We start from the raw sequence: 16993 nt of genomic DNA on the forward strand, positions 1-16993 counted from the left end.
CAAGACATGCTGCGAAGCGCCATACGTCCGATGGTTCGCTTCGCTGAACACGTCCGACTCCACTACAACGCAACGGCACTGAGCTGGTGGGGCAAGGAGCTCTCCACTATCGCTCCGGAAATGGTCGAAGCCGACGCCCTCGAATAGCAACAAGTGGTGCGTGCGAAAATTGCTGCCGCCCGTGTTCGCGTAGCCGAACTCCAGGCCAGCCTGCCCACCACGGCCGCAAACGGAATACTGTCCTCAATGGAGGGTTACTGGCGAACTCACATAGACCACAACGAAAAAATGAAATGCCCCGCCTGCGGCTTCAACGGATGGGCGGCAGGCGAAGCAGACAGGGGCGCCGGCGAAACCGAGTACGACGAAAGCGGACCAACCTACTGGAGCACACTCCATGTCCTGCATTTCGAATGCAACGTGTGTGGTTTGGAGCTGACCGACGAAGTAGAAGTCAGCATTGCAGGACTGGAAATAGACATCGAATTCCAGGACGAGGAATACTCCCCTGAACCCGACTACTAAACACATCCTCTGGGTGACAGCGCCCGTTCCACTTCCTTAGTTCTCTCGGGGTCCGACGTGAGTATCGCGGCCCGGGCCCAGTGGTACTGCTCGTCGACTCCTTGCAGCCGGCTGGGGGAACCGACCTACAACACGCCGTTCCCCCAGGCGAGGTCAGCCGATCATGCTCCAGTTTCCACAGCCCCGGCTGACGAACCCTTCACCTGCAAAGACGGTGACCACCGGCCCCTGGGGCGCGAACGAGATGAAGTCATTCTCGATCGTCGCACCCTGGGGGGTTGTGCGTTCCCAGTAGCAGCCGTGTACGCCGTTGGCCCCCGCCGGTACGGCCACCTGGTAAGCGCCCGCGGCGATGTCTTTGCCGACGACGAAAGTGCCGTCGCCCATCGCAGTTTTGGGTGCGGGCGGAACACCGCCGGCGACCCTGACCAGCTCTGCCGCGAAAGGAGCATCCGGGCACATTGCGGCCGCGGCCTTGGCCACCGCCTTGGTTTTCGGGCCTGTGGGGTATTCACCGTATCTGTTGTCCCACCCGTCTTTGGGCGGGATGGCGCAGAGCAGCAAAACGCTCCCGTATGCCATCTGAGGTGCACTCGCGTCGCCGCCGTCGGCGCCGATCTGCTTCACTACAGCGGCCTCGTCGGGCTCCAGGTCATACCGGTCCATGTACCATTTGCCACCGACCCGGAGATCGCACGACTTGAACCGAGCGAAATCCGGGGAGGCCCAGATCTCCTGGAGCTTGGTGAATGACTTTGTGTCTTTTGCCGTGATGGCACTCTCTGACGCGGAGCATTTGAAGCTGTACCGCAGCGACCGGACCCTCGCGGCTTCCTTCACGGCCGCCGCCGCGGTGGCTTCCGCCTGGGTGCCCTCCAGCTTCAGGGCCACTGTTCCCCCAGCCTCGACCTCTGTGCCGGCGGACGGGTTGGAGCTAACAACCACGGAGAGATCATCGGGCTTCTCGGAGAATTTCACACCGTCACTGCCTACAGCCTCGTACTTGATGACGGCTTTGAAGAGTAGGTCGCGGGCTTCCGCAAAGGGCTTGCCCGCTACATCGGGGACCTTCGTGAGCTTCACAGTCTTGGTCGGCGTCGGCGAAGCTGCCGGCTCAGCGGCTGGCGTACCGCACCCAGTCAGCAGCAATCCGATACAGGCCGCAGCCACACCAATCATCCTGAACTTCACAACATCCCCCTTATTGCCCCGCGCCCACGTGCGCTCATCCTATGTGCCCGGGCACCGAGAGCGATGTTCTCACTGGCATTGTGTCCTCGGGCGGCGGCCCCGGCCCTGCAGTCCCGAAGAACAGGCAGGCCGGATGGCAGTGTCCCACTTCCTTGTCACCGGGACACTGCTAGTGGAACACTCCCCCGCCCTTATGTACGTATTGGGGCGTTTGTGTGCACGGGCAGTCCTGCGCTGATTGAGCTTTAGGAGAACGGCAGATGCTGCTGGACTGCCAGGAGGACGATGTCGGATGACCTGCCGCACTTCATGTTCATGGCCCTTGACCTTGGAAGGCAGTGCTTCAGATTCTCTGAGCGGTTTGTTAGAGGAGAAGGAACAAGGTGCCGGTCTGTGAGCGGTTCCGTAACCGCACGCGGATTACTTAGGCTTACCCGTTCACCATACGTCCTCCTTGGCGTAGACGTATGTCTCCTTTGGTTCAGTGAGGCATAAACAGGGCCGATTTCTCCCTCGAAGGTCAATTGTTGACAACCTGATCGCCCCTTTGAAGTCGTAGAGCGCGGAGGTCAGCGATAGCCCGCTGGGCTAGAAAGTAATCGATCCAGGCGAATGATTGCTCAACTTGTGCCAATAACGCGTTAGTAACGGACTGTCCTGTAAATAAACAACATCAGAGATCTACAGATCGAGGAGATACGATGTGCGAAAAGTGCAGTGGCGATCATCCTCAAGTGACTCGCGAAGACCATGCTGACCAGACGACTAACGCCGACAGCGGTACCAGTCGGCCTATCAGGGTACGGATTGAAGCCGGCTTCGACAGCAAGGTCTCAATCCGGATCGTCCCGGGGCGTGACCTCTTCAAGGAACCTCAGCGAGAAGAATGCTCGCCCCGCGGTGATCGGCCGTACGCCGTCCGGCCGATTCCCTTCCCGGCTGATCTGGTCGAGAAGCTGGTCAAGGCCAACACGGCGGTCATCGGCTGGTTGGCCAAGGACAAGGCGAACGCTGAGAAGTTCATTCACGATCCGCTGGTCGCGCTTGAGCGGGCCGGCGTGGAGCTGAGCCGGGCTGAAGCGAAGGCGCTTTCACGTTCGCACGGGGCACTTCGCGATGAGGCAGTCCTACCTCCCGGTGCCGCGATCTCGACGCTAACCGTCTCAGCCACCACGCGCGGCAAGATCGGGGACATTCGTCCGAGCAAGCGCCCTCACGACACACCAGACGCTGATGTCACCGGCACTGCCGGTGACCCGGGTTGCTAGGAGGAAGAGACCCATGGCACTCGACCGCACATCGGGCTTCGACATGCTTGTCCAGATCTCGGAACAGGAACTCAGTAGTCAGCTGGCGGCGGCATTTTTGGGTGGGACGGTCTTCCCGCCCTCGCTGTCCTTACCTGTGTCCATGGGTGGGGCGACCGGCACCGCCGACATCAACTTCCAAGTCCCGACGCTGGACCTGGACCGGCCTCGACCTCGGATTGGCCTTACCTTGCCGTTCGCGAACTCTCAGCTCGCGTTGTCGGCGCCGGCACCGCTCACCGTCGCCCCTCTTGGGGGGACGATCGTCATCGTCGACGCCGTGCAGATCGTCGGCCAAGCGGATAGCCAGGCGGCTGCCCTCGACTTCACAGCCGGCGCTCCGGCGGTCAACGTGGACTTTGACGCGGCGTCGGAGACGTTGCTCGGTCCGCTGCTTGCCGCCGTGGGAATGACGATCACCCAGGCAGAGAACACCATGGCCGGTCTCGTTCTCGCCCAGCTTCAATCGACGGTGCGGCGGGTGATGTTGACCCCCTTCGTTCCGGTCGCCGACGACACCAGTCCGACCACGATCTTCGACTTCGCCGTCACCACCGTGAACGACCTTAGTGCGGCCGATCGCGACTGCCTTGCCTTCGGCGTCCGAATGTCTAGCGAAACCGGCGGCAACATCAACAACATCACGAGCAACATGATCCCCACTGGGGGCTCAAGCTTGGTGATGATGAGCAACACCTGGCTTCTAGCCAAGGTGATGCGTGGCCAGGTGGCCACATCCCTCGGTCGGCCGGTGACCGACTTCGACACCCCCCCTCCGGCTGAACCGGTCCATCCCAGCGCCCGGTGGCACGGGCACGCTCACCTCTCTGGTCGCCTTCATCGAGGGCAACAGGATCCGAGTCGACGGCCGGGCTACCGCCAGCGGCACAGGGTGGTCGGCCGTTTCCAATTTCAGGTTCTTCGTGAGCCTTTCGATCGATGCCTCGGGGTCAATCGCGATCGCCACCACCACTCCGACCGTCAACACCGACGTCGACCTCGAGTGGTGGGTCTGGCTAGTCGGTCTCGGTCTGGGAGGTTTGTTCGGCGGCATCGTCGGTGTGATCGTCGCCGCAGTGGTGCTCGCCATTACCGAGTCATTGGTTGAGGGGGTGGCCGACAGCATGATCTCCTCAGGGATCTCCGGGTCGCTCGGCACGTTCTCCTCGATCCCCCTGGGGCCGATCGGCAGCGGATTGGAGATGACCTCGCTGGTGCTCGACGACCTTGAGCTGCGAGGGACAATCGCCCGGACACCCTCTGTGCCGGTCCGCAACAGCAGCTCGCGCACCGCGGTCAGCAAGCTCTCCTTCGACTTCGACGCCGGCACCACCAGTGGCACGCCACAACCCGGCACAGATTTGGTGTGGGATCCGGCCTCAGGACTCTCAACCCGTGGCGCAGCCAGGCTCTCGGTCACCGGGCGTACTTACGGGTCGCTCGACCCGCTAGCGATCTCGGTGCTTCCGTTGATTGGCACCAGCATCCCGCTATCGATGATCCCCGCGTTCGCGGACCTGGGTCCGTTCTCGATCGGCAGCAAGCTCGTGTTCGGCATCCGCACGGGCGACGGACGGCTGGTGCGCTGTCGGGCCTGGCGCAACGCGTTCGACGGGCGGCTATTACTTCAGTGGGTTACTTACGACAACCCCGTTGCTCAGTTGGACCTTACCCAGCGTTGGTGGGTGGCCGAGCGAGGGCCGGTCGAGAAGTACATCTCGGCCGACTGCGCACGCTGCACGACGTCGGAGGTGGCCTGGTACGGTGTGATCGAAGCCTGGCCACGTCTGGCCCCGTTTCCGATCGATTACCAGTGGTGTCTGTGCGGCCACGTGCTGGACGGCGATAGCGGCGATGTCCCCGGACCCGATGGTCCGATCTCTTACAAGCTCGTCGGCCGCGAGCTTTGCATCACGGGCCAGTTGGGCCAGACTATAGACTGCGAGGTGTGCGTCAGCGCCATCGATGCCCGAGGCCATGAGCTCTACACCTGCCTGACGATCTTGCAGCCAGGGGTGCAGACTACCTGCCACCCCTGCGTGCCTCGACGGATCTTCCAGCTCGAATTCGCTGAGCTCGCCAATGAGCTACAGGGCTACCGCCCGGCCTTCGCTACCGCGGCGAAGGACCCCGTCACGATCGGGTAAACCCTGGGGCCTACCACGTGAGAGGAAGCTAAACCTGTCGTTGCGCCGTGGCCGGCGCTAGTGTTGCTGGTAAATCTCGAAAGGGGAGTTGATCGAAGTGGATCCACTTTTGTTGGGAACCATGGCGGCCTCTTTGGTGGCGAGTTTTTTTGCGAAGATGGCAGAGAAGGCTGGCGAAGAAACCGGTGGGCGTGCCGTTGATGCTGCTACCGGCGCCGTGGGCAAGGTAGTGGAATGGATGAAAGACCGCTTCGCCCCGGACAAGGAACCGCAAGGTGCCGCAGCCTTGGTTAAGGTGGAAGAGGGTTATGACAGCGCGAAGCTCCAGAATGCCCTGGCAGAGGTCATCGCGAAGAAAGCCCAGCATGATCCATCGTTCAAAGCAGAGTTGGAAAATCTCGTTAACCAAGCCCGCGAATCGGGTGCCGATATAAGCGGTGTTAGGCAAAACGCGATCGGCGATGACAACGTGCAGAACGCCAACATCCACGGATCCACCATTACAATCGCCCGGGCCGGTGATAGAGGTGAGCCCCACTCACCGGGGCGCCACAGTGCAACAGGCAACTGACAAAGTGCCGGACGAACTCGACCGCCAATGGATCCAGGGCAACCAGAACGTACAGATCAGCAACGTCGCCGGTTCGACCATTAACCTCACACTGAAGGACAGTGAAAGGTCCTGGCATGTTGCCTTGGAGCCGGCCACGGCCTCCGTCGGACTAGACGTGAAATCTCCTGCCCGCCTAGTTAGGGCCCGTTCTGGGATCCTTCCTTATGTCGACCGAGCCGGGCACTTGGCTGCCCTGTCGGAATGGATCGGCACACCGGTTCCCTTCGCGCTTTGCATTGTTGGCGGCCGGGGCGGCACGGGGAAGACCAGGCTGGGCGTGGAACTTTGTGAACGGACCGTGGCCCGGGCCGGGTGGCTTTCCGGCCTGCTGCCACGGGAGGGGAACGATGCTGGCCTCAGGGATTTATACGACGCTCCCAACCCCCGGCTGGTAGTTATCGACTACGCCGAAACCCGTATTGAGCAGCTCGAAATCGTACTGCCGGAGCTGCAACGGGCCGCCAGCGGCCAGTACCCAATCCGGGTCCTGCTGCTCATCCGTGCCGCCCCGCTCCACAGCAGTGACTGGACCGAGGCCCTGCGCGGCGGCAGCGACTGGCTCGAATCTGTGCTTGACCAAGCCACCGTGCGCATCCTGGACGAAACACCGCCGACACCCAGCGACCGCCGTGCTTTGTTTGACGCCGCATCCGCAGCATTCGCCCAGCGGGCGAATCGCGCAGTCAGTCTGACCGATGTCGCAGTCCCGGACTTGACTGGAAAAACCTTCACCACTCCCCTCCTCATTGTGATAGCCGCCTATCTTGCCGTGCACCCCTCAGGGGATCCGCCGAATCCCTTCCCCAAGCTCCCGCCCGCCCCTCCGGATTTACTGGAAAGACTAACCAAACACGAAGCGGAATACTGGAACAGCCGTGCCAAGGAACTGGGCATTGAGGGTACCCTGCAACGCCGGGTCGTCGCCTTGGCCACCCTCGCCGGTGCCGGAGCAGGAGTAAAAGCAGAAGCAGAAGCAGAAGCAGAAGCAGAAGCAGAAGCAGCCCTCATACTCGGCCAACTCCCCGACTTCGCCGGAGAATCAGCTGAACGGCGCCACAGCGTTGCCCGATGGGCCCATAGCCTGTATCCCGGGCCGTACTGGTGGAATCCGCTGGAACCGGACCTCCTTGGCGAATATCTGGTCAGCAGCACCCTCGCGGGATTCCCCCAGGTACTGGCAGCTGTGCTTGACCGGGAGCACCCGGAGAGCCTCATCCAGCCTTTGGAGACTTATGCGCGAATTGCGGCCAGCGACAACAAGTTCGCGGATGCCGCCCGGCCCGTCCTGAGCAGTAACTTGGCACGCCTGTGCCGTATTGCCGCCGAGCAGGTCGCTGAAGGGAGGGATCTTGCCCTGCTGCTGGGCGGTACCAGCGTTGCCGGAGCCCTGGAGAGGGCAGCGTCAGTTATCGCCCCTGATCCAAATGCGTTGTCCGCAGCCGTGGAAGCCCTGCCATCCCGTCCCAATGCCATCCTGGATGGACTCGCACTGACGCTGCTGGAGCAGGTCGTCCACGTGCAAAGGGAGTTGGTAGCCACTGACCCCCTTGCCCACAAACATGACCTGGCCACTTCTTTGAGCGCATTGTCGCCCCTTCTGGCTAGGGTCGGTCGCCTGGAAGAAGCCCTGCGGGCTATGGAAGACGTTCTGGAGCTGCGCTTCCCCACGGCGGATGATATGGCCGCGAACCAAGCCGACTTGGCAAGAACCCTAAATGACCTCTCAACCCGTCTCGCCGGAGTTGGACTGGTCGATGACGCATTGGAAGTTATAGAGGAGGCTGTTCGGATACGCCAGTGGCTGGCTGAGGAGGATCCCTCCCTTCACGACCCGGGCCTAGCCGAATCATTAAACGGTCTCGCCAACCGACTCTGGCAGAGTGGGCGGAACTCCGACGCCCTCGCGCCACTAAAAACCAGCGTTCGCGTTCATAGGCGGCTGGTCGCAGAGAATCCAGCCGCCTATGAACGCGGCCTTGCTCTGGTCCTGGGCAACCTCGCTAACCTGCTTGGGGAGCTGGACCTACCAGACGAAGCGTTGGCCGCGGCTCAGGAATCCGCCGACCTCTATCAGCGACTGGCAGACGCTAACCCCGCGGCCCATGAAGCTGAGCTCGCACAGGCCCTGAACATCCTGGGGCTTTGTCAAATGGGTGTGCAGCAATTTGATGATGCGTTGGCCTCGATCCAGAAATCCGCAGCAATTTCGCGGGGACTAGCCGCGTTTAGACCCGCTGCATATGAGCGCCTCCTCGCCAGCGTCCTGACCAACCTGGCTAATGCGTTGGGGAACGCAAGGCGAGGGGCCGAAGCCCTGCAGACCCTTGCGGAAGCTGCCGACGTCTACCTGCGATTGGTCAATTGGCCAATCGACGAAGTATCCACCGTCGCCTCGGCGTTAACTCAGATGGCGGATATATCCGCCCAGGGCGGACAACCGGATGTAGCTGTGATCCTCGAAGAAAAGGCTGTCCAGATCTACCAGAAGCTCGCAGCGGACGATCCGGCAAATTACGAACTAAGCTTGGCGGCTGCGCTACATAGTTTGGCCTATTGTCTGGCTCAGACGGAGCAACCCGACAGAGCCGTTGCCCCAGGAGAAGAGGCCGTCCGCTTATTTCGGAAAGCGGCGGCGGCGAACAATCTGAGGTTAGATGTCCTTGCTTTGGCCCTAGGCACATGGACAGATGTACTTGCCCTGACAGGGCAGCCTGACAAAGCTGTGATCCCGGGAGAAGAGGCCGTCCAGATATACCGGAAACTGGCCGCGGCGGACCCCGCTACTCACGAGCCAGTCCTTGCCATGGCCTTGACGGCGCTGGCACTCGTGATTGCCCAAACAGAACAATCGAACAAGGCTGTGATCCCCGGAGAAGAGGCCGTCCAGATATACCGGAAACTGGCCGCGGCGGACCCCGCTACTCACGAGAGAGATCTTGCTTTCGCCTTGGGCGTACTAGCAGGTTTGCCGGGTGCGACTGAAAGCCCTTCTCAATGACCTGCAGATGACCCGGACGAGCTGGTTTACGCTGCTGCGTCAGTGATCCTATTCTTTCCGGAGAGCTGGCCTTTGGCGCCATCAAGATCAATTGGGCACAGCCCAATGCGGCAACGCACCGGCTGATCCGGCTGGTGGCACTGTTCGCAGCCCAGGTTTCGATCGTCCTGGTCAAAGTCCAGGCCCGCGAACGGGGGCCGGATGGCGAGTGAGCAGCTCAAGTCGACGATGACCCAACGCGACACCAGGAGCACAGCCAAGGTCTCCGCCAGATCAGGTGGCGAGGTGCCGCCACCGCCCTTTCGATTCTCTTGCGAGTGCTACTACCCGAGGACATAAATGTGGTTGCATCCGCAAATATTGGGCTCGCCTTTGTTGCTTATCTGGTTGACTGTGACAGGTTCGGATGGCCCCTGTAGGACAGTGAACCGTACCGGGTTTTAGGCCGTCTTCTTGCTGGTGGCCTCGTCGTCTGATGAGGCCTCTATTTGAGCATAGTAGTTCTGCTCGAACTCGTCGGGCGGGATCATGGCCAGGGTGCTGTGCAGCCGCGCTGTGTTGTACCAGTGGACCCAGTTCATGGTCGCCTTCTCCACATCCGCCAATTGCTTGAGCGGGCCTGTCATGAAGGGGCTGCCTTTGCGCACGCATTCGTTCTTGTAGAGACCGATCGTGGATTCCGCGAGGGCGTTGTCGTACGCGTCGCCGACGCTGCCGACGGAAGCCGCCAGGCCTTCGAGCAGCAGTGCCTCTCCGAATCGGATCGAGGTGTATTGGGATCCGGCGTCACTGTGATGGACCATGCCCTCAGGGACCGGCGTTCCGGCCTGGTCCCGGCGCCAGAGGGCCATCTTCAAGGTGGTGAGCACCATGTCCGTGTCTTTGATGCTGGAGGCGTGCCAGCCCACGATCGCGCGGGAGAAGACATCAATGGCGAAGGCCACATACGCGAAGCCTGCCCACGTTCTGACATAGGTGAAGTCGGTGACCCACACGGCGTTCGGCCGGGCCGCGGTGAAGTCCCTGTTCAGCAGATCCGGGGCCCGCTGGGATTCCTGCGCTGGCGCGCCGGCCCTAGGTTTCCGGCCCCGGACGATGCCGTTCATGGCTTCATCCCGCATGAGCCGGTCCACGGTGCATCGGGCGACGTCGTGGCCCTCTCTGCGCAGCCAGGCTGTCATTTTCCGCCGCCCGTACAGGGATTCGGGTTTATCCGTGGTGTCTTTCAGCGCATTGACGATAGCGGCATCCGTGACAGTCCGGACGGCGGGTGCTTTGGATTTCCAGGACCGGTAAGTCCGCGGGGCAACCTGCACGCCCTGCTCACGCAGGACCTTGCAGGCTGACTCGACCCCGTGGCCATCGGCACGCAGTTCGTCGATGAATCCAACTATTTGCGGCGGCGAGGGTCGAGCTCCCTCGCGAAGAAAATCGAGGCTTTCTTCAGGATCTCGTTTGCCTCTCGCAGTTCCCGGTTCTCGCTCTCCAGCTCCCTGATCCGGGTCTGCTCGGCACTAGTGACGCCGGGGCGTTCGTCAGCGTCGATCTGCGCCTGGAGAACCCACCGGCGCAGGGACTCCCTGCCGATATTGAGCTTCGGTCCAATGGCAGAACAGGCGGCAAAACGGAGTCGTACTCACTGAGGTGGTCCAGGACCATCCGCACTGCACGCTCACGCTGATCCTGGGGGTATCGCTTGGGCATAATCGCTATCCTTCACAAAAAAGGAAGCGGCATCAAACCCGGTACGGTTCAGAGTTCAGCGATCTCGGTGGTGGTGTGCACCCCGCCTGGTGGAGGCTAACGAGGTGCGCCTCTTGGGCTTTCGAGAGCTTTGGTTGTTTCCCTCGCAGCCGGCCCTTGGCTTTTGCAACTGCCATTCCTTCCCGCATCCTGGCGCGGATGAGGTCGGCTTCGAACTCGGCAACCATGCCCAGGACGTTGAATAGCAGCTTCCCTACCGGATCGTGAGGGTCGTAGACGCTGCCGCCAAGGTTGAGGGCAACCCCTTTGCGGGTGAGCTCGTCCGCGATGTCCCTGGCGTCGGGCAGCGACCGAGCGAGGCGGTCAAGCTTGGTAACCACAAGGGTGTCTCCCTTGCGGCACGCGGCCAAGGCTTGCCAAGGCCGGGCCGTTCGCCTTGTGTGCCGGTGAATCCGTGATCGACGTAGATAGCGTCGGGATCCACGCCCGGCGGCCGCGAGAGCGTAAGGGGGATTCGGAGTCAACAATCAATTGTCTGTTAGCTTCAAAACCGCTAAGGCCACTTAGAGACGAGACGACCGCTAACTGGCTAACGCTGTGACGATCATAATGATTGATGAGATTGTGGCGATCGCTAGCAAGGCGAGGCCGATCTCCGTCGCCCGGTGTCGACGGTTTGCGGCGAGGAGAAATTGCTCGATGACCTCTTCGAAGTCATCCGGGCTGACCGCCAACCGCTGCCCCCGGACGGCGTACGAGAAGACGAGACTGGAAAACAGATAGACGCCGCATGATGCGGCTAGCCAAACCAGGCGACCGGCGGAGGCTGGCCCCTCCAGCCCTGTCAGCTTGGCCAGGGTCAATACGACACCGACTGCAGTCAGCGCGACCGTGGTCATGAGACGTGCGAATGATACAACGACTTCGTTGGAGCCCTTCATGACCTCCCAGGCGAACGCGATCTTCTCTTTGTCGCCACTGCCCAGCTCAGTTGCTCGGATCATCGTCTCCGTCGTCCTCGTGATGGGTCACGCTATGGACGCTAAACGGCCGTCGCCAGTCAGCCGATGGAGCCTTGAATAGAAAGACCGCCTCATCCCCGCAACTGGCGCAAGTGAAGCGCAAACGAACGCTGGGGGCCGGGCTCTGCCGTTTCGCGCTGCCGGGGACGTCGAACGCTAAGGGCCGGATGAACGATCCCGTGATCACCACGCTGTGCCGCTTGCCGCGCCATTCTACGTCCGTCGAAAATGTCTGCTCTGCAGTCATAGCGTCTTGGTCCTCCGTGCCCGTATAGATCGATCGAATTTCCGAATGTATTCCATATGTATGCCATATGGGTGTTTGGCCAGAATCACCTGGAGCAGCGCTATTGCGCGAAACACCACCGGCACGTGGCCACTCGCCTTCGCCTCATCGCTGAGGCGCAGGTCCGTTCCCTTGGGCAGCCGACCATGCTGTAGTAGGCACTCGTTCCTGTACAGGATGTTGAGTTGCCCGAACAAGGATTGGAGGATCTCGTCAACGTAATCGTCCCCCAGATGCTGCAGGAAAAACGTGTCGGCCTCGTTTTCAAGGGCTGTCGCGATCTCGATGTTGGTCGGGTACGTGTGTCGATGGTGGGCATGGCCAACCTCATGAGCGATTATCCATTCGAGGAGGATGGCCTCGCGAGCACGTATCATATTTGCGAGCTCGTCGGAGACGCCATCGAGGTCTCCCGTATCCCAGTCGTCCTGGAGCCCGCGCTTAATCTGCTCGCGGTGGGCAGACCAGTCGGTCGCTATTGCGCCATAGAGGTTTTCCAGGAACGGCAGTGAGCAGAGTATGAATTCGCCGTCGGGGAAGTACGCGCACGCATCAATGTAATCGACCAAGTGATCTTCTGGGTCGGAGCGGAAGAAAAAGAAGTCCAGAGATTCGGGTGAAAGCGCTGGTGGATTAATTCGCATTGACCAGCCGAATCTCGACTTGCCAACATAGTGATCGAGGATCGGTCCGTAGACCGCCAGATCCGGCATCTCCCAAACCCGGAGGTTGCCATAGTGCATTACGACCTCGTCCCAGGAGCTGCTCGGTTCAAGGGCCGGCAGGCTCGGCGCCGGTGGTTGGGTTGCGCGCACCCTCGCTCGCATAGCAGCCATGGCCTCTGCCTCCAGCTTGCCGAAGACCCGCTTCGCCAGGAGCCTGTCCCACGAGTCCGACGCCTCCGTCACCCCAAGTGTCGCCAGGAGCACGATGCTCAGTTCGGCGGCCGAGCCAGTGCCAACTGTGCGGTGTAACTCGCCTTGGTCTCCGCCGAGTTGGGTTACAGCGTTGGCGACGTCGGCGAGCTTGAGGGGGACCGTGCTGAGCGCCGGCTCGGCGGGATCCATTGGCGCAACGGCGACGCCTGCGGGTCCGATAATGCCTTGAGCCGGACCAGTGAATTCGAACGAGACTCCGGCCCGTGCCAACGCGACGAGCGCTTCGGCCACGACGGACGCGGGATTTTCGCCGGACCGGAGCCAGGCCAACCGACGTCCCTCGGCCTCGTTCAGATGGCCAGCACGGAGCTCGGCAAAAAATGCCAGACGTTGTGCCGACTGCATGAGTGTGTCGTCTTCGACTGGATGGATGGACAGGACCGTCGTAAGCCGCTCCAGTGCCGCGTCGGTCTGGCCCAGACTAATCTGCGCCTTGGCGAGTGTCAGTTGAATCTCGAAGAAGATGGTCGGGCGGTCGCCGAAGATGCATGGCAGTGATGAGGCGCTGCGGGAGTACTGCTCATTCGCCATCGTCGCGTACATAGCTGCCAGATGCGGTCGGTCGAGGTCGGCGTAGATGGTGGCGAGTTCGTTCAGAACATATGCCGACTCCAGCCGCGAGGCATCGGCCCGGAAGTCCTCGACCGACCGCCGGTAATAGGCGATCTGGTCGCTCGACTGTTGTTTGAACTCGCCGAAAAAGTATCCGATCTTAAACCATAGGGCGGCTCGCTTGAACGGTTCGCGGAGCGCTTCGATGGCCGACGTCGCCGCTAGGAATTCCTGCTCCGCCTCGCGAAGGCGGCCGACTCGGGAGTACGCGATGCCTAGGTTCACGCGGTCGTCGGCAGCTCTTTCGGCGCGGGTCGCCGCCGACCGTGTCGCTAGGAGCGTCTTCGCGACTTCGAGTTGATCGTCGTATTGACGGAGTTCTTCGTAGCGGACTAGCAGCAGTTCCAGCGCTCGTTCTCGCGCCAATGTTTTGGTTGACGCTGCTATTTCCTGCAGGCGTTCGGTGGCCCGAATCAGTTCGTTATCCGACGCGTTGACCGCGTGAGCGATCTCGTGCAGTTCGGCCCATAGCTCGTACGCGTCCTTCGTGCCCCGCTCTCGAGCCACGTCGAAGAGGCCGCGAAGTTCGGTGAAACGCGCAGGGTCTTTCAGGGCAAGTGAGTGGGTGGCCAACTCTGCGATCGGTACCTGTAGCAGCTCGGTTTCGAACCGAAAGAGAACCTCGGCCGCCGACGTGAAGTCTTCCGCGCCGAGGTATGCGGCAACCAGCGATTCTCGGAGCGGCGTGCCAAGCTTCTCAGGCGCCGTCACGACAGCGCGCTCGACGGCCACCGCGATGCCGTCCTGCTGTGTGTCTTCGAGGAACTGTCGATGGGCGTGGAGGATGGCGATCTGCTCCTGCGAGTAATTGGGGTCGTCCGCCATCTTTGCTAGCGCTTGGCGGGCCAGCTCGCTCGACAGCTCGTCTGGGTTGACGGCTATGACGTCCGCCGCCGCCTCCCACGTCGGCGCACTCAGGAGAGCCAGTAGCGCTTCGAGCACCATCTTTTCGGATGACGCGAACGCCGTCTCCAGACCGTGATCGCGGGCAGTCTGCAAGAGGTCTCGCAATTGAATGAAACGGTCCGTCGGCACTCCCTGGGCCTTCACGGCCTCCGTCCACTTGTCCAGTGTCTCGAGGCTCGCTGCCGTGGTGAGGAGTGCGAAATACTCACGGATCGTGTCGCGAATGCCGGCCCAGCTCTCCGCGTCGAGCAGAAGCCACTTAAGGATCTCGTCCAATTCCGGTGGAGCGTGTTTGCCCTGACGCTGGCTCGTGCCATCGTCGCGCTGTTGCAGAAATCCTGTGGCATCGAGGTGCCAGAGATTCTCCTCGGCAATCAACGCGTGCTCCCGTAGCATGTGTTCGGCCTCCTGTGCTCCGTTAAATCCGATCCACAAGTGGTACTTAAGCTCGACGGTTTGATCGGGGACGTCCGGCCGGTAGAGGGTGCACTGCTCGTCGAGTTCTTTCGTCATTGGCAGCGCGATGAGGAACACACGGCTGTTGGTCTTACGCAGCTCCCGTTCTATGTCCGAGAGTGTAGCGCCAGCATCGAGAAGATCCGCGAGGAATTGGGCGATAAACATTGCGTTATTGTTTATCGGCTCGTCGATTTTCCTGTGCAGCTCGTAGATACTTGCCGCCAACATTCCGAGAGCCGCCATGTCGCCTCCGTTGTCACTCTCAGTGCTTTTGGGTCTAAAACTACGGTTTTATGTTTGGTTGATATAGGGCGAAAAGTAGGGCTGGCGCCCAGACTTTTAATCGTCGGCTGCAAGCACGACCAAGCCGACGATCAAAACGATAGAGGTAACCTGGATCTGCCTCTGCCCGCAGTTGAAATTAGCTCGTACGTTTGGGTCTTTTCGGGCTTTAACGCCACCTTCCTCAGCCTCCCGGTTCTCGCGCGGATTAAGCCGCGCTCTAGTGGCGTGGTTTTGTTTCTTGAACATAGCTCTGCGGGCGTTACTGGGGTGTTACTGTCCTTGGTGGCCTACCTGAACTGTGGTGGGGAATCTTGGGCTCGGGGTTACGCCGCCGGTATTCAGGTCCACGGTGTTCTTCTCCCATGCGATGGCGAAATCCCTCGGCTGCAACAGTCCGCGGCGGTGGAACGACTCCTGCCCGAGTTGCACAGGCTTAGTGCCCCGGTGCGTTGATTGGGGGTAGCTGGTCGAGGATGGTCCGGGCTTCTGGTCCGATGGCTGGGGCGGCGGTGATGGTCTGGGTTCCGATGCAGACGGTTACGGTGCGCAGCGGTTTGAGTGTCCGCACAAGCTTCTTGATCGTGACGCCGGTAGCATCCTGGAGATGGCGGGCGATGGCCAGCGCTGCGAACACGACGGTGAGGTGGGCCTCGATGGCATCGCGCTGACGGTGGAACACGGGCCGGGCGCGGAGGTCGGATTTGGTCATGCGGAACGAGGCCTCGACCTGCCAGAGGTCGTGGTACGCATTGATCACCGCGGCCCCGGGCATCGTGATCTCGGGGAGGTTAGTGACGTAGCCCTTGAGGCCGCTGAGTTGGCGGGCGCGGTCGATGGTGGCCTGATCCAGGGCCTTCTGGGCGCCGGTGACCTTCAGGAATCTGGCCTTTTCAGCGGAACCTTGCCGTCGGCGATGCGTTCGGCTTTGTCGATCATGAGGTTGATGGTGCGGTTGTCGCGCCTGGCACGCTTGAACGAGTACTGGTAGACGATCCGGCGCTCCCGCGCGGCCTTGCCCGTGCCCATGACGCGCCTGGATTCGAGGATCTGCCCGTTTTCGAAGTAGTCCCCGCGGCGTTCGAAGTGCTCGGCCAGATCGTACGGGGCCTTGGTCAGGCGGGAACCGACAATGAACGAGAACCCGGCATCCTCGAGCGCGTTCAGGTTCCCGGCCGAGAGCATCCCGGCGTCGGCAATGACGACCATGTCTGTGACGCCGTGACGGGTCTGGAAGGCTTCCAGGACGGGGATGAGGGTCGTCGTCTCGGCCTTGTTCCCCTCGAACAAGTGCACCTCCAGAGGAAATCCGCCCGGGTCCACGAGGAGCCCGACCTGAACCTGCGGATCGACGCGGTGTTCCTTGCTCATCCCGACTTTGCGGAGTTCGTCCTCGTCCTCGTTCTCGAAGTGCAGGGTGGTGACGTCATAGAGGACCATCGCCGAGGTCCCGGTGGTGCGGGCCGAGTGGGCCAGGCACGCCTTGGCCAGGGCGCCGCGGTAGTCGCGGGCCTGGCAGCGTTTCAGAGCGGCTCCCAGGGTGTTCCGGTGCGGGGCGGCCACGCCGAGATCCTCGAGGATCCCGACCGTGGCGGCTTTCGAGGCTGGTTCCACGAGCCGGGCGAGTACCATCGCGGCGAATGCCTCGTCCCCGAGGATGTCGAACCCCAGCCGGGAGTAGGCCTCCGCGAGGACTCCCCAGAGGACTTCGCACCGGGATCCGGCGACCACCGCGTTATGGGCCGGAGGCGCGGATTCTGTGCCGGCTGGGGCGAGGTCGAGCTCAACGGCCTGCTGGCCGGCGTTCAGGCGCTCCTGTCCGGCGCGCACCAAGGCTGCCACCCCAGCTTCGTCGTGGGCTGAACCGAGATGCTCAAGGATCCGCCGGACCCCGGAACGCTTCTCCACGATCTGAACCGCGGTCGCGCCCGAGCCGGTTTTCACCTTCCGGATATGCGGAGACACCCCAGCAGGCTACCCGTTAGTGCCCCATTTCCGGATCC

The 16993-nt window shown here is 61.6% G+C and carries 9 protein-coding genes, 3 pseudogenes and 1 other annotated feature; of the genes and pseudogenes, 6 read left to right on the forward strand and 6 right to left on the reverse strand.

The window, feature by feature from the left end:
• Window positions 1-6: 6 nt before the first annotated feature.
• Both GUV69_RS05520 and GUV69_RS05525 read left to right on the forward strand, forming a co-directional pair.
• Window positions 7-147, forward strand: a complete 141-nt coding sequence (locus GUV69_RS05520; RefSeq protein WP_164200451.1) for a hypothetical protein — start codon at window positions 7-9, stop codon at window positions 145-147.
• Between the two features lie 9 nt (window positions 148-156).
• Complete coding sequence (locus tag GUV69_RS05525) at window positions 157-525, forward strand: hypothetical protein (protein WP_164200453.1); 369 nt, start codon at window positions 157-159, stop codon at window positions 523-525.
• Window positions 526-678: 153 nt separating this feature from the next.
• Here the strand turns inward: GUV69_RS05525 and GUV69_RS05530 are convergent, their stop codons facing one another.
• Window positions 679-1608 (reverse strand): PASTA domain-containing protein, encoded by a 930-nt coding sequence (locus GUV69_RS05530; RefSeq protein WP_208786591.1) that lies wholly within the window; start codon window positions 1606-1608, stop codon window positions 679-681.
• A gap of 842 nt (window positions 1609-2450) precedes the next feature.
• Between GUV69_RS05530 and GUV69_RS05535 the strand changes: the two genes are divergently transcribed.
• The 4 genes from GUV69_RS05535 (at window position 2451) to GUV69_RS05550 (ending at window position 8781) form a co-directional block, all read left to right on the forward strand.
• Window positions 2451-2984 carry a hypothetical protein gene (locus GUV69_RS05535; RefSeq protein ID WP_164200457.1) on the forward strand — a complete coding sequence of 178 codons (534 nt, stop codon included), beginning with the start codon at window positions 2451-2453 and terminating at the stop codon, window positions 2982-2984.
• A 962-nt stretch (window positions 2985-3946) separates the two neighbouring features.
• Entirely contained in the window at window positions 3947-5170 is a 1224-nt protein-coding gene (locus GUV69_RS05540) for a hypothetical protein (RefSeq protein ID WP_164200459.1), read from the forward strand.
• Window positions 5171-5258: 88 nt separating this feature from the next.
• Window positions 5259-5741, forward strand: coding sequence for a hypothetical protein (locus tag GUV69_RS05545; protein WP_164200461.1), 483 nt, complete (start codon window positions 5259-5261; stop codon window positions 5739-5741).
• On the forward strand, window positions 5725-8781 hold the full coding sequence (locus GUV69_RS05550; RefSeq protein WP_164200463.1) for a tetratricopeptide repeat protein: 3057 nt from the start codon (window positions 5725-5727) through the stop codon (window positions 8779-8781). Before GUV69_RS05545 ends, GUV69_RS05550 begins: the two co-directional genes overlap by 17 nt.
• Before the next feature lie 440 nt (window positions 8782-9221).
• Here the strand turns inward: GUV69_RS05550 and GUV69_RS05555 are convergent.
• The 5 genes and pseudogenes from GUV69_RS05555 to GUV69_RS05575 all read right to left on the reverse strand — a co-directional run bounded on the left by GUV69_RS05555 (window position 9222) and on the right by GUV69_RS05575 (window position 16955).
• A pseudogene (locus GUV69_RS05555) lies at window positions 9222-10485 on the reverse strand (IS3 family transposase).
• Window positions 10083-10217: a sequence feature (AL1L pseudoknot), on the reverse strand. It overlaps the preceding pseudogene by 135 nt.
• 48 nt (window positions 10486-10533) lie before the next feature.
• Window positions 10534-10999 (reverse strand): annotated as a pseudogene (locus tag GUV69_RS05560) (recombinase family protein).
• Between the two features lie 67 nt (window positions 11000-11066).
• Window positions 11067-11489 carry a hypothetical protein gene (locus GUV69_RS05565; protein ID WP_164200465.1) on the reverse strand — a complete coding sequence of 141 codons (423 nt, stop codon included), beginning with the start codon at window positions 11487-11489 and terminating at the stop codon, window positions 11067-11069.
• Window positions 11490-11750: 261 nt separating this feature from the next.
• Window positions 11751-14951, reverse strand: coding sequence for a tetratricopeptide repeat protein (locus tag GUV69_RS05570; protein WP_164200467.1), 3201 nt, complete (start codon window positions 14949-14951; stop codon window positions 11751-11753).
• Window positions 14952-15426: 475 nt separating this feature from the next.
• A pseudogene (locus GUV69_RS05575) lies at window positions 15427-16955 on the reverse strand (IS1634 family transposase).
• Window positions 16956-16993: the final 38 nt, after the last annotated feature.

The organism is [Micrococcus luteus] ATCC 49442 (genome assembly GCF_010367585.1).
GTDB lineage: Bacteria > Actinomycetota > Actinomycetes > Actinomycetales > Micrococcaceae > Arthrobacter > Arthrobacter luteus_A.

Excerpts from the sequence above, each read along its gene's own strand:
- GUV69_RS05520 (WP_164200451.1), top strand. The coding sequence starts at position 7 with ATGCTGCGAAGCGCCATACGTCCGATGGTTCGCTTCGCTGAACACGTC.
- GUV69_RS05565 (WP_164200465.1), bottom strand. The coding sequence starts at position 11,489 with ATGATCCGAGCAACTGAGCTGGGCAGTGGCGACAAAGAGAAGATCGCG.
- GUV69_RS05570 (WP_164200467.1), bottom strand. The coding sequence starts at position 14,951 with ATGGCGGCTCTCGGAATGTTGGCGGCAAGTATCTACGAGCTGCACAGG.